The sequence below is a fragment of the Pseudomonas sp. RW10S2 genome (genome assembly GCF_014268985.1).
Classification (GTDB): Bacteria; Pseudomonadota; Gammaproteobacteria; order Pseudomonadales; family Pseudomonadaceae; genus Aquipseudomonas; species Aquipseudomonas wayambapalatensis.
The window spans coordinates 35183-49055 of sequence record NZ_JABWRO010000026.1 but is presented as its reverse complement, the minus strand read 5'-3'; the positions used below and the strand labels follow the sequence as shown (position 1 = coordinate 49055).

Genomic DNA, 13873 nt, shown 5'->3' with positions numbered 1-13873 from the left:
TTTTTTATGCCTTTGATTTCTCTCCCTTCCCCAGAGCCTTGCCGCTGCGGCGTTCCTGTCGGTGTTGGCCTAGGGTTAGTGTCATGTGCAGATCTTGAATTTTTTTATCAAGTCAAGATCCACCCTGTTCAAATCCATCCAAGCGTGCTACAAACTGGTTAAGCAATGATCTAGCTGCTTGATAACGAAGGGAAAAATATGACGAAGTCGGAGCTGATCGAACGTATTGTCACCCATCAGGGGTTGCTCTCATCCAAGGATGTAGAGTTGGCCATCAAGACCATGCTTGAACAGATGTCCCAATGCCTGGCGACCGGAGATCGCATCGAGATCCGTGGCTTTGGCAGTTTTTCCCTGCATTATCGTGCGCCTCGGGTTGGGCGTAATCCCAAGACCGGGCAGTCGGTTAGTCTTGAAGGGAAGTATGTGCCGCATTTCAAACCGGGGAAGGAGTTGCGGGATCGGGTCAATGAAGAAGAGCAGGACCTCTGAATAATTGAGGATCAGTCCAATGCGTAATTTCAAGCGCGTCCTTGCTGCGTTGTTTACCCTGCTGCTGGCGGCTGTAGTGCTGTTTTTCGTTCTGGAAAATCAGCAGTCGGTCTCTCTGGTGGTCTTTGGCTGGGCTGCGCCCGCAATGCCAATATCCGTGATAGTGCTGTTCGCACTGGTTGCTGGCTTGGTTGTGGGGCCCTTGCTGGGGTTATATGGTTTATTGCGTAATCGACGTCGCCTCCGCTCTTCAGCAGCCTGACGGCTGGTGGCGGTGTCATCCAATCGGCCTGGGCTCCTGCCCCGGGCCTGCAGCATTGTCTCGGCGCTTGCTGAATTGATCGTTGAATCATACAGTTAGCAAAAAATCAGCTACATTCAGCGCGGTGTGATGCCGATGTCGGACTGAGTGTAAGTGGTTGATCGTTTCTATGAGCCTCTTCGAGCTTCGCGGCGTGTTGCGTTGCGGGCGGTGGCCATCTTCACGCTAGCGGCGCCAAGCCTGGCAACTTTATCTGTCGAATGATACCTGGGCACTCTGGTGATAGTTGGCATGAGCTGTCGACGGCTCGCGGCAGGAAAAGGGCATCAATGCCCATACAAGGAAAGCATCGCAGGATTTGTTATGAAGCTGCTCTACGTCATAGTTTCTATGGGCCTTGGTGGCGCCGAGCAGCACCTGCTGCGCGTTTCGAGCGCTTTGCATAGAAGAGGTTTCGAGCCAGAGATATTTGTGATTTTGCCTGGTGGGCCTCTGACCTCGGCTTTCGTTGAGGCTGGGGTCCCTGTTCATGGTGCGCATTTACCTGGCTGGCTTGCGCGATTTCTGCGCGACAGGCGTTTGATCGCAGGTTTCGGGTTGTTTTTTTCTGCTTTTGCATTGTTGCGGTTGTACTGGCGCTTGCGTCCGCGCATCGTGCACTTCTTTCTACCTGCGGCCTACCTTGTGGGCGGCTTGGTATCGCTCTTCGGGCCCAGGATGCGGCGCATCATGAGCCGACGCAGTCTTAATTTGTATCAGGCCAAGCACGCCTCATCGCGTGCAATGGAGCATTGGCTGCACAGCAGAATGACATTTATAAGTGGCAACTCCCAGGCAGTGGTGAATGATTTGCTTGGTGAGGGAGTCGAACGGGAGCGTCTGAGGCTTATCTACAACGGCGTCAATGTTGATCGATTCAATGATGTCCGGTCACGTGAGTATGTGCGCGCTGGGCTAGGTGTGTCGGGTGATACTCTGGTATTCGCCATCGTGGCCAACTTGTTGCCCTACAAGGGGCACGCTGATCTGATCCAGGCTTTCAGCCTTGTCCGGGCGCAAATGCCGGGGCCTTGGGTCTGCCTGTGTATAGGGCGCGACGATGGCATTGGTGATGCCCTGCGAGCACAGGCGGAGGCGGCGGGGGTTGCGAGTAATCTGCTTTTTCTGGGGTCTCGTCAGGATGTGCCTGATCTGCTTTGTGCGGCTGATATCGGTATCCTCTGCTCTCACGAGGAAGGTTTTTCCAACGCGATACTTGAAGGTATGGCAGCTGCGCTCCCCATGGTTGTGACGCGTGTCGGTGGTAATGCCGAGGTTGTGCTTGATGGGGAGACTGGGCTTGTGGTCGCGCCTCAGGCGCCGGACGAGCTGGGGCAGGCCTTGCTTGCAGTCGCGCTCGATCCGATGCGCAAGGAGAAGGGGCTTCTCGGTCGTAGCCGAGTGGAGTCGGTCTTTTCCATGGAGGCGTGCCTGCAGGCTTATGAGGATCTGTATCGCGATTGCGATCGGCGGACCGTTTAAATTCTCCAACTACTGACGCGATAAATCTCATGTGCGGAATAGCAGGGCAGTGGAAAGTGACAGGGCAGTCGGCAGAGTTGTCGCTGTCGGATGAGTGCAAACGCATGGCAGATGCCATTGTGCACCGTGGCCCTGATGATCATGGTATCTGGGTTGATGCGCAGGCCGGTATTGGTTTGGCGCACAGACGTTTGGCGATTGTCGATTTGTCGCCTGCCGGGCATCAGCCCATGCCATCGATAACCGGTCGCTATGTGATTGTATTCAATGGCGAGATCTACAATCACTCGGCATTGCGTGCGCAGCTAGAAAAAGAAGGACGTGCACCGAACTGGCGTGGCCATTCCGATACCGAGGTATTATTGGCGGGGTTTGACGCCTGGGGTATCGAGCGTACTTTGCAGCAGAGTATTGGGATGTTTGCCATTGCTGTGTGGGATGTTCAGTCCTGTACGCTGGTGTTGGCTCGTGACAGGATGGGTGAAAAGCCGCTTTATTATGGTTGGCAAGGGCAGGGGGCGGGAGCTGTTTTTCTGTTCGGCTCGGAGCTCAAGGCGTTGCGCGCTCATCCGATGTTCCACGCGTCGATAGATCGACACGCATTGGCACTCTACCTGCGTCATAACTATGTGCCTGCGCCGCGCTCGATCTACGAAGGCATTCGGAAGCTTGAGCCTGGCTGCATGTTGACCTTAGGCATGGGGCAGTCAGAACCTGTAATCACTCGATACTGGTCAGCGCTGGAAAAGGTACTTGAGGGTAGTGCTGGCCGGCATCAGGTGTGCAATCCCGAGCAGGCGATTGATCAGCTTGAGTCTCTGCTCAAATCTGCCGTTTCGCAGCAGATGATGGCTGATGTACCGCTGGGGGCTTTCCTTTCGGGTGGTATCGATTCTTCGACCATCGTTGCTCTGATGCAGGCCCAGTCGAGTAGACCGGTCAAGACATTCACCATCGGGTTTCACGAGAAGGGCTATAACGAGGCTGAGCATGCAAAGGCGGTTGCCAGACATCTCGGCACGGATCATACCGAGCTCTATATATCGCCTGAGCAGGCCATGGCGGTAATCCCTTCGTTGCCACGCATTTATGACGAGCCCTTCTCCGATTCGTCGCAAATCCCGACCTATCTTGTCTCCCAACTGGCTCGCCAGCATGTCACTGTTTCGCTATCAGGCGATGCTGGTGACGAGCTGTTCAGTGGCTACACGCGCTACGGCATGACGGCCAGCATGTGGAGCAAATTGGAGCGCTTGCCTTTGCCATTGCGCAAGATTCTAGCGAGCTCGATCACCTCGCTGTCCCCGGCAGCTTGGAATGCATTGCTGGGTTGGTTGCCGCGCATGTGGGGGCGTATCGGCGATAAACTGCATAAAGGTGCTGGTGTGCTTCCGTCCGCATCAGTGGACGAGCTTTACCATGGTCTGGTTTCCCATTGGGCTGATCCGGCGCAGGTGGTGATCGGAGGTGTTGAGCCGCAGACGCTGCTGACTGGATTAATGCCTGATCTGGAGGGGTTGGAGCCCGTCGAGCGAATGATGGTGCTTGATATGCTGACCTATTTGCCGGACGACATTTTGACTAAGGTCGATCGGGCAGCAATGGCTGTGACGCTAGAGTCTCGTGTGCCGATGCTGGATCATCGGGTGGTGGAGTTTGCGTGGCAATTGCCTCAGTCGCTCAAGCAGCGAGATGGTGTCGGCAAATGGATCCTGCGTCAGGTGTTGTATCGTCATGTTCCGCAGGCGCTGATCGATAGGCCTAAGATGGGCTTCGGCATTCCTCTCGACTCCTGGCTGAGGGGGCCGCTGCGTGATTGGGCTGAGGCGCTTCTGGATGAGTCCCGCTTGCGCGAGGAGGGTTATCTTCGGCCGGAACCAATTCGTCGCAAATGGTTGGAGCATCAGAGTGGTGTGCGCAATTGGGCCTACCATCTCTGGGATATCTTGATGTTCCAAGCGTGGCTTGAAGAGAATAAGTAGTATTCTCAATATGCGGATGTATTCACTAATGTTGTGTGCTCTGCGTGTTTGCGTTGAGCTTTCCAATATCCGTTTCGGATTGATCTGCTGGGCGAGGGTGTGGGGGTGTTAAATAATCCGGTGTTTTAGACGCGCCGGTCTGCCGCCCCTGCCTGAGTCTTGGGTGATTTTTTGGGGGGCTGGAAGAGGTGGTGCTGGATTTGCCGTTGGATCTTCCTGCATGGACCATGCAGTTGCCTTGAATACGGACGAGTCGCTATTTGCGGAACTTACCAAGTGGCGGATGGTCTCCACAGGGCTGGTCTCGCCGTACCAGTGCTGGCTAATTGATGTACACTTGGCAAAGGGTTGAAGCCCTCGTTTGGCTGGGATTAGCCGCCCGGCAAATTTTTGGCGGACCGAAGGATAAAAGGAATAAATGGGCAGTAACCGTGAACGTCCCGGTGAGGATGGCGAGATCGATCTTTTCGAGCTGGTTGAGGCGATTTGGAAGCAGAAGTTTCTGATTGTTGTCGCAGTGCTCGCCTGTACAGCGGTGGCTGCGATCTACGCGATGACCGCGAAGCCTGTGTATGAGGCGAAGATTTTCGTTCAGCCGCCTACGCAAAATGACATTGCCCAGTTGAATTACGGGCGAGGCGGAAAGACGGGGCTGTCCGTTTTTTCGGTAAAGGATGTATATGGCGTGTACCTCGCCAATCTTCAGTCGGATTCTCTACGCCGGGAGTTCTTCCGCAGCGTCTATCTCAGTACTTTGACTGCCGCTGAGCGGCAAGGGTCCCAGGATGCGCTCTACGCTCGCTTCAATAGTATGTTGGAGCTGGGGGTTGCCAATCGAGAAGCCCCGGATCGAGTTTTCCTCAGGTCTGCGCAAGAGGATCCGGTGCGCGCGGCGCGGTGGGTCAGCGAATATGCCGAGCTGGCAGGCAACTATGCCAAGCAGGAAATAATTGCGAACACTCGTGCAGATTTTGTCGTGCTGGCAGATAACCTTGACCAGCAGAACAATGCTGCCCGGGAAAGTGCCCGTCGCCAGCGCGAGGACCAGATTGTTCAGCTCACGGAAGCGCTGCGTGTTGCTCGATCGATTGGTCTGGAGAAGCCGCCGATCATTTCCAATAGCCTCTCAGGGGAAATTTCCGCGGGCATGGATGGGCCGTTGACCTATATGCGCGGTGCGAAAGCGCTCGAGGCGGAAATCGACAACCTGCGCAGCCGCAAGAGTGACGATCCATTCATTCCCGACCTGCGTGAACGTCAGGAAACCATTAACTTCTATCGCGCGTTGCAGGTCGACTCCGATGTCGTTCAGGTGTACCGCCAAGATGGTGTCGTTGAATCGCCAGACGCGCCGATCAAGCCCAAGAAGACCCTGATCGTTTTGATCGGCGCTATCGTCGGCGCGCTGCTGGGCTTCTTCATGGCCTTTGTGCGTTATCTGATCAGTGCAAGACGTCGATTGATACAACAAGAGGTGGGGTGATAACGGCGTCGCAAGGTAAGCGGCAGATGTTTGGAGAGCGGTTCACTACCCTGTCAAAAGTCCTCTCCCGCCTGTCTTAGTAAGTTTGGAGTAGCGCCTTTGGTCCTTGGGCGCGCTACCTCGCCGCTGAGTGATCTGCCTGCTCTGGTCGGCCCTTTGCTAGGGAACCTGATGTACCTGAGGTAGACTGTGGCCAGGGATATTTCCGGGGATTAGGAGTAGGCCAATTGCCATTGCTTCGGGCATTTGCAGGTCCAACTGTCCAAGGTTTCTCCCAGGCAGGCCCCCTAATATCGCCGATCGATTTTCGAACAGGTAGATCCGCCGAGTGGCTTTCTCCTGACTGGGCGTGTTAGCAAAGGGCGACTACTCCCCGAAGTTCAATTTAGTCACATTTTGGGATATCACATGTTCTCATCGAATGGCTCCAAGCTTGCAGTGATTGGCCTTGGATATGTTGGTCTGCCGCTTGCTGTGGAATTCGGCAAGCAGCGCAATGTCGTGGGCTTCGATATCAATCAGGGGCGGATTGATGCCCTCAACGCTGGGCACGATACCACCTTGGAAGTCAGTGACGAAGAGCTAGCCCAGGCGAAAGGGTTGTGCTACAGCGCTGACCTGAATGATTTGCGCTCGTGCAATATCTTCATCGTTACAGTGCCTACCCCCATTGATGAATACAAGCAACCAGATCTCACACCCCTGGTGAAGGCTTCCGAGACCATCGGCAAGGTATTGAAGAAAGGCGATATCGTGATCTACGAGTCGACCGTCTACCCCGGTGCCACCGAGGAAGATTGCGTTCCTGTGCTGGAGAGGGTATCTGGCCTGGTGTTCAATCAGGACTTCTTTGCGGGCTACAGCCCGGAGCGTATCAATCCGGGGGACAAGGAACATCGTGTCACTACCATCAAGAAGGTAACTTCGGGCTCGACACCTGAAGTGGCCGAATTGGTCGATGCTCTGTACCGTGAAGTCATCGTTGCTGGCACCCATATGGCCAGCAGCATCAAGGTCGCCGAGGCCGCGAAGGTGATCGAGAACACTCAGCGTGATCTCAATATCGCCTTGATCAACGAACTCGCCCTCATCTTCAACAAGATGGGTATCGATACCGAAGCAGTGTTGCAGGCTGCTGGCACCAAATGGAACTTCCTGCCGTTCCGTCCAGGGCTGGTCGGTGGGCACTGCATTGGTGTCGACCCTTACTACCTCACCCATAAGGCACAGAGCATCGGCTATCACCCCGAGATCATCCTCGCTGGTCGCCGTCTCAACGACAGCATGGGGGCGTATGTCGTGTCCCAGTTGGTCAAGTCGATGGTCAAGCGTCGTATCCATGTCGATGGCGCGCGCGTGCTGATCATGGGGCTGACGTTCAAGGAAAACTGCCCAGACCTTCGTAACACCAAAGTTGTGGATATTGTGAAGGAGCTCCAGGACTACAACATTCTGGTCGATGTTCATGATCCATGGGTGAGTGTTGAGGAGGCTCAGCACGAATACGGCATTACCCCTGTTCAGACGCCGGAAGCTGGTGGCTACGACGCTGTGATCCTGGCCGTTGCACATCAGCAGTTCAAGGATCTGGGCGTGGAGCGTATTCGTGCACTCGGCAAGCCCGAACATGTGCTTTACGACCTCAAGTACCTGCTTCCTGCTGCGGCGACTGACCTGCGCCTGTAATTCCTTGGAGGTGCATGCGCCTCTTGTACTTCCTTTTGTGGTGAAAAACGTGATGACTGCTTACCAAGACCTTGTCGCAGCGCTGCCTCATGCTCCGAGGACCTGGCTGATCACCGGCGTAGCTGGATTCATTGGCTCCAATCTTCTGGAAACGCTGCTCAAACTCGATCAGCGGGTTATCGGTCTCGATAATTTCGCCACTGGGCATCAACGCAACCTCGACGAGGTGAAGGGGCAAGTGACGCAGGGGCAATGGTCAGCGTTCACTTTCATCGAGGGCGACATCCGCAAGCTGGAAGACTGCCACAGTGCGTGTAAGGGTGTGGACTACGTCTTGCACCAAGCGGCACTGGGCTCGGTGCCTCGTTCGATCAACGATCCGATCACGACCAACGGTACCAATATCGACGGATTTCTCAACATGCTGGTTGCAGCCCGTGATGCCGCAGTCAAGAGCTTCACCTATGCGGCCAGCAGCTCGACCTATGGCGACCATCCTGGCCTGCCAAAGGTGGAAGACACCATCGGCAAACCGCTTTCGCCGTATGCTGTCACCAAGTATGTGAACGAGCTCTATGCGGATGTGTTCGCGCGTACTTACGGCTTCAAGACCATCGGTTTGCGTTACTTCAATGTTTTCGGGAAGCGTCAGGATCCCGATGGCGCTTACGCAGCCGTTATTCCGAAATGGACGGCTGCGATGATTAATGGCGAGTCGGTCTTCATCAATGGCGACGGTGAGACCAGCCGTGACTTCTGCTACATCGAAAATACCGTGCAGGCCAATCTGCTCGCAGCGACTACCACGAACGAGGAGGCGCGCAATCAGGTCTACAACGTCGCCGTTAGTGGTCGGACTGATCTGAACCAACTGTTCTCAGCCCTGCGCAAGACGCTCAATGATAACGGTGTGCAGTATGGCGCGGATCCTGTCTATCGAGACTTCCGCGCTGGTGACGTGCGCCACTCACAGGCGGACATTGGCAAGGCTCGCCGCTTGCTAGGCTATGAGCCTGCGTTCGACATCGACAATGGTATTGCCCAAGCGATGCCGTGGTACATCCAGTTCCTGAAATAGACTCAGGTCATGGGGCCTTGCCGGGCAGGGCCCCTTGCTTGAATCGAGCCGTCTCAGGCTCTGACAGATCGAATTAGAGTGAATCCCAACGCATGAAAATTCTCGTCACCGGTGGTGCAGGGTTTATCGGGTCGGCCGTGATCCGGCATATCCTCACCAGTACTTCCGACAGTGTGGTCAATCTCGACAAGCTGACCTACGCCGGTAATCTCGAATCTCTGACCGATGTTGCCCAGAGCGAGCGTTATTGCTTCGAAAAGGTGGACATCTGCGACCGAGCAGCGCTGGACCGTGTATTCCGAGAGCATCAGCCGGATGCTGTGATGCACCTCGCGGCGGAATCCCATGTCGATCGGTCGATCGATGGCCCGGCTGCTTTCATCGAAACCAACATCGTTGGTACCTACAACCTGCTCGAGGCTGCTCGGATTTACTGGCAGGGCCTTGATGAGGGATGCCGCAGCACGTTCCGTTTCCATCACATCTCCACGGATGAAGTCTATGGCGATCTTGAAGGGCCTGAGGATCTGTTCACGGAGCAGACGCCCTATGCGCCAAGTTCTCCGTACTCGGCGAGCAAGGCGAGTTCAGATCATCTGGTTCGTGCATGGATGCGAACTTACGGGTTGCCGGTTCTGATCACCAACTGCTCCAATAACTACGGGCCGTATCATTTCCCTGAGAAGCTCATTCCGCTGGTCATTCTCAATGCGCTCGATGGTAAGCCGCTGCCTGTCTATGGCAAAGGTGACCAAGTGCGTGACTGGTTGTACGTGGAGGATCACGCACGTGCCCTGTACCGTGTCGTGACCGCTGGCCAGATCGGTGAGACCTATAACATCGGTGGACACAACGAGCGTCGGAACATAGACGTGGTGCATGCTCTGTGTGCACTGCTGGATGAGCTGCGTCCGGTTGCACAGAATCCGGCCGTGGCTCATCTGGACAGCTACCGGGCGTTGATCACCCACGTGCAGGACCGCCCAGGGCATGATCTTCGTTATGCCATCGATGCCAGCAAGATTCAGGGCGCGCTAGGATGGACCCCGGAAGAAACTTTCGAAACCGGTATCCGCAAAACCGTGCAGTGGTATCTGGATAACCTAGCTTGGTGCCGGCGGGTTCAGGACGGTAGTTATCAGCGAGAGCGCCTTGGCGTCTCCATCCATGGAGTATCGAAAGCATGAAGGGAATCGTACTGGCTGGCGGCTCTGGAACACGCCTGTATCCGATCACCAAAGGGGTGTCCAAGCAACTGCTGCCGATCTATGACAAGCCAATGATCTATTACCCGCTATCCGTACTGATGCTGGCGGGGATACGCGACATCCTGCTGATCAGCACGCCAGAGGACCTGGGCGGCTACAAGCGTTTGTTGGGCGATGGTAGCGAGTTTGGAATTCGCTTGAGTTATGCAGAGCAACCCAGCCCTGATGGCCTAGCTCAAGCCTTCATCATCGGTGAACAGTTCATTGGGGATGATTCGGTCTGTCTGGTCCTGGGCGATAATATTTTCTACGGCCAGGGCTTTACCCTGATGCTGCGAGAGGCCGCCAAGCGCCCGTCTGGTGCGACGGTATTCGGTTATCAGGTCCGTGATCCAGAGCGTTTTGGGGTCGTCGAGTTCGATGCGCAGAAGCGTGTCGTTTCGATCGAGGAAAAGCCGGCGAAGCCTAAATCCCATTACGCCGTGACCGGCCTGTATTTCTACGACAATGATGTCATTGATATGGCCAAGAAGGTGAAGCCTTCTGCTCGCGGTGAGCTCGAGATCACCAGTATCAACCAGGCTTACCTGGAACGTGGCGATCTGAGTGTGGAGTTGCTCGGTCGTGGATTCGCCTGGCTTGATACGGGTACCCATGAGAGTCTTCTGGAGGCTGGCCATTTCGTCGAGACCATCGAGAAGCGCCAGGGCTACAAGGTTGCCTGTCTGGAGGAGATCGCGTTCAACAATGGTTGGCTGGGAAAACAGGATCTGCGCCGTATTGGTGAGTCCCTGAGCAAGAACAGCTACGGGCAATATTTGCTCTCACTGATTGAGGAGCTGCCATGAGTGAAAAACCTATTTACGTCACTCAACCGTTCTTGCCGCCACTGGAGGAGTTCATCCCTTATCTGGAAAAGATCTGGGACAATAAGATCCTCACCAATGGTGGGCCGATGCATCAGCAGTTGGAGCAGGCGCTTTGCGACTATCTGGGAGTAGAGCATGTCGCGCTGTTCAATAACGGCACCATTGCACTACTGACCGCACTGCAGGCCTTGCGGGTAACGGGGGAGGTCATCACGACCCCTTATTCGTTCGTCGCCACAGCGCATTCGTTGTTGTGGAACGGCATCAAGCCTATTTTCGTCGACATCGATCCGAATACGCTGAACCTTGATCCGAAGAAGGTTGAAGCCGCAATCACTCCGCAGACCACCGCAATCATGCCGGTGCACTGCTATGGCAACCCCTGTGATGTAGAAGCGATCCAGCGCATCGCAGATAATTACAACCTGCGCATCATCTATGACGCCGCTCATGCGTTTGGTGTCAAGGATGCAGGTGGGAGCGTGCTGCGCCATGGCGACCTGAGTGTACTGAGCTTCCACGCCACGAAGGTCTTCAATACCTTCGAGGGTGGCGCGATCATTTGCCCTGATGCCAAGACCAAGAAACGTATCGAACAGTTGAAGAACTTCGGTTTCGTTGACGAGGTGACCGTGGTCGCCCCGGGTATCAATGGCAAGATGAGTGAGGTCAATGCAGCATTCGGCCTGCTTCAGTTGCAGCATATGGAACAAGCCTTTGCCCGGCGCGAATCGATTGCGTCGGCATATCGACAAGGGTTGGAGGGTGTGCCAGGCGTCAGTGTGGTCGCCGACGCGGGGCAGACGGTCTCCAATTACTCGTACTTCCCGATTCTGATCGAGCCGGACTACCCGTTGGGTCGCGATGAGCTTTATGAAAAGATGAAATGCAGCAACGTTTTTGCGCGTCGCTATTTTTATCCGCTGATCAGTGAGTTTCCCATGTATCGCGGCATGAAGTCGGCTCAGCGCGAGAACCTGCCTGTGGCCAGCAAAATCTCGGAAAAGGTGCTGTGCCTGCCTATCTATCCAGCCTTGGAAGATGATGCCGTACAGAAAATTATCTCGATCATCAAGGCGGCATGACGGTGAAGTTGGCGATCATGCAACCCTACCTGTTTCCCTACGCCGGTTATTTCAATCTGGTGGGGCAGGTGGACAAGTTCGTATTCTACGATGATGTCAACTTTATCAAAGGTGGATGGATCAATCGTAATCGCCTGCTGCTGTCCGGGGACGTGCGTTACTTCACCGTGCCATTGTCCGGTGCCAGCCCGAACCTGAAAATCAATCAGGTCAAGCTCCAACCCAAGGCGGCCTGGGAGCGTAAATTGTTGGAGAGTATTCGCCAGTCCTACTCCAAGGCGCCTAATTTTGCCGCCTGCTTCGATTTGTTGCGTGAAGTGTTCGATGGCGATTTTGATGACATTGGAGCGCTCGCGCGTCGTAGTGTGGTCAAAAGTGCAGAGCGTATGGGCTATGGCACACATTTTGTTGACAGTTCAGCGATCTATGGTAACGCCGAGCTTGTAGCGCAGGAGCGTGTAATCGATATTTGCGTGCTTGAGGGTGCGCGGACCTACGTCAATCTTCCTGGAGGCAAGGCGCTCTACAGTGCCGGAGCATTTCTCGAGAAGGGCGTGGAGCTTCGTTTCACATGCCCAGCACTTGCACCTTACCGTCAGTTTGACAAGCCGTTCGAACCGGGGCTTTCGATGGTTGACATGATGATGTTCAACTCATTCGAAAGTTGCGCGGCGCTTGTTGCTCAGGAGCACAGGGTGTGATCAAGGCCATTGGTGGATACTTTGGCTTGGAGATGTCGCGAGCGGAAAGTTTGCGCTACCCCGATGCGCAGTACTTTCAATCCGCCCGGGCCTGTTTCTATGCGCTGCTTATCCAAGGAAAGCCGAGCAAGGTCTGGCTGCCATATTACAACTGCGATGCCATGTTGGGGCCCCTGCAGAGGATGGGCATCGACTATGGCTTCTACGCCATCGATGAAGACTTCACGATTTCGCGAGCGCTGAGGTTGGCGCCGACTGAATGGCTGGTTTACGTGAATTACTTTGGTCTGTGCGACCGGCAGCAGGCAGAGGTGCTGCGTCGGTTCAATCCGGCGCAAGTCGTTCTTGATCATGCACAGGCTTATTATTCTCCCCCCGTAGACTGTCTAGCGACCCTGTACTCTCCAAGAAAGTTTTTTGGAGTGCCGGACGGTGGAATATTGGTTTCGAACGTGAGGGTCGGCAGCACCGCGGCGGACGAGGAAGCTTCCCATCAGCGCATGAGCCACCTGTTGAAGCGCTTCGCCACCTCTGCTGAAGCCGGCTACGCAGATTTCCAGGCTGCGGAGAAGTCGCTCGAGGCATTCGATGTGAGCGAAATGTCTCAATTGTCTCGAAACCTGCTGGCCTGTGCGGACACTCCGACGGTCATTGAGCAGCGAAATCATAACTTTCTTACCTTGCATGCACGGCTGGCCGAGCATAATGCGCTGGCCTTCGACCCTTCAACTTTGAACGGGCCGCTGTGTTACCCATTCCTGAACGAGCGCAACGATGCTGTACGGCCTGACCTGCTGGGTGAAAGTGTTTATGTGGCCCGTTATTGGGCGGAATGCCAGGGTCGCTGCTCTCCTGCGTCGTGGGAATATAAATTGAGTCGTCTCCTCCTCCCGCTTCCCTGCGACCATCGATACACGGATGCCGACGTTCAACGGGTGATTACCCTCATCGAAAAAGGGCTGAAAGGTGACTGATTTTTATCTTCGAGAACTGGGCAGGCAAGATGTGCCGGTCATTAATCGCTGGCGCAATGACCGCCAGGTTATCGATCACCTTGGAGGCCCATTCCGGTATGTTGGCGAAGAAGTCGACGGCAACTGGGTGAATGGCTATCTGGCTAATCGCAGCCATGCGGTGAGGCTGGCTGTGTGCCAGAAAACCAATGACGAAGTGGTCGGGGCGGTTTATCTGCTGGGAATTGACTGGCTGGTGAAAAGTTGCGAATTCGCTATTTGGATCGGCTCGGTTTCGCATCAAGGGCGTGGAGTCGGTCTATTCGCGACTCAAGAGGCGCTGCGTCACGCATTCGAGGATCTGAACCTGAATCGCGTGCACTTGACCGTGCTTGATGATAATGCCCGAGCAATCAATTTGTATCGGAAAGTCGGCTTTTCGCTGGAAGGCACTTTGAGACAGGCAGCCTTCAAGCGAGGGGCTTATCGAGACATGCTGCAAATGTCCATGCTGGCTGACGACTATTGGCATATGCACGCACCAGGTAAATGA

The 13873-nt window shown here is 55.0% G+C and carries 13 protein-coding genes; all 13 read left to right on the top strand.

Annotation, left to right across the window (positions count from 1 at the left end):
- The first annotated feature begins 198 nt into the window (after window positions 1-198).
- The gene (gene ihfB / locus HU729_RS08485; protein WP_186666641.1) at window positions 199-492 is read left to right on the top strand and encodes an integration host factor subunit beta; all 294 of its coding nucleotides are present in this window, start codon (window positions 199-201) and stop codon (window positions 490-492) included.
- Window positions 493-511: 19 nt separating this feature from the next.
- The gene (locus HU729_RS08480) at window positions 512-754 is read left to right on the top strand and encodes a lipopolysaccharide assembly protein LapA domain-containing protein (protein ID WP_186666640.1); all 243 of its coding nucleotides are present in this window, start codon (window positions 512-514) and stop codon (window positions 752-754) included.
- Between the two features lie 363 nt (window positions 755-1117).
- On the top strand, window positions 1118-2275 hold the full coding sequence (locus tag HU729_RS08475; protein WP_186709534.1) for a glycosyltransferase: 1158 nt from the start codon (window positions 1118-1120) through the stop codon (window positions 2273-2275).
- 29 nt (window positions 2276-2304) lie between these two features.
- Window positions 2305-4257 carry an asparagine synthase (glutamine-hydrolyzing) gene (gene asnB / locus HU729_RS08470; protein WP_186666637.1) on the top strand — a complete coding sequence of 651 codons (1953 nt, stop codon included), beginning with the start codon at window positions 2305-2307 and terminating at the stop codon, window positions 4255-4257.
- A gap of 418 nt (window positions 4258-4675) precedes the next feature.
- Window positions 4676-5740, top strand: a complete 1065-nt coding sequence (locus HU729_RS08465; protein ID WP_186709533.1) for a Wzz/FepE/Etk N-terminal domain-containing protein — start codon at window positions 4676-4678, stop codon at window positions 5738-5740.
- Window positions 5741-6148: 408 nt separating this feature from the next.
- A complete protein-coding gene (tviB, locus tag HU729_RS08460) occupies window positions 6149-7426 on the top strand; it encodes a Vi polysaccharide biosynthesis UDP-N-acetylglucosamine C-6 dehydrogenase TviB (protein ID WP_186666633.1) in 1278 nt (425 codons plus the stop codon).
- 52 nt (window positions 7427-7478) lie between these two features.
- Window positions 7479-8504 (top strand): NAD-dependent epimerase/dehydratase family protein, encoded by a 1026-nt coding sequence (locus tag HU729_RS08455; RefSeq protein WP_186709531.1) that lies wholly within the window; start codon window positions 7479-7481, stop codon window positions 8502-8504.
- Between the two features lie 92 nt (window positions 8505-8596).
- Window positions 8597-9691 (top strand): dTDP-glucose 4,6-dehydratase, encoded by a 1095-nt coding sequence (rfbB, locus tag HU729_RS08450; RefSeq protein ID WP_186666632.1) that lies wholly within the window; start codon window positions 8597-8599, stop codon window positions 9689-9691.
- Window positions 9688-10560, top strand: a complete 873-nt coding sequence (gene rfbA, locus HU729_RS08445; RefSeq protein WP_186666630.1) for a glucose-1-phosphate thymidylyltransferase RfbA — start codon at window positions 9688-9690, stop codon at window positions 10558-10560. The genes rfbB and rfbA overlap by 4 nt, the downstream gene beginning before the upstream one ends.
- Window positions 10557-11666 carry a DegT/DnrJ/EryC1/StrS family aminotransferase gene (locus HU729_RS08440; protein WP_186666628.1) on the top strand — a complete coding sequence of 370 codons (1110 nt, stop codon included), beginning with the start codon at window positions 10557-10559 and terminating at the stop codon, window positions 11664-11666. Before rfbA ends, HU729_RS08440 begins: the two co-directional genes overlap by 4 nt.
- Before the next feature lie 17 nt (window positions 11667-11683).
- On the top strand, window positions 11684-12367 hold the full coding sequence (locus HU729_RS08435) for a WbqC family protein (RefSeq protein ID WP_189662316.1): 684 nt from the start codon (window positions 11684-11686) through the stop codon (window positions 12365-12367).
- A complete protein-coding gene (locus HU729_RS08430) occupies window positions 12364-13341 on the top strand; it encodes a hypothetical protein (RefSeq protein WP_186709530.1) in 978 nt (325 codons plus the stop codon). Before HU729_RS08435 ends, HU729_RS08430 begins: the two co-directional genes overlap by 4 nt.
- The gene (locus HU729_RS08425; RefSeq protein WP_186709529.1) at window positions 13334-13873 is read left to right on the top strand and encodes a GNAT family protein; all 540 of its coding nucleotides are present in this window, start codon (window positions 13334-13336) and stop codon (window positions 13871-13873) included. Before HU729_RS08430 ends, HU729_RS08425 begins: the two co-directional genes overlap by 8 nt.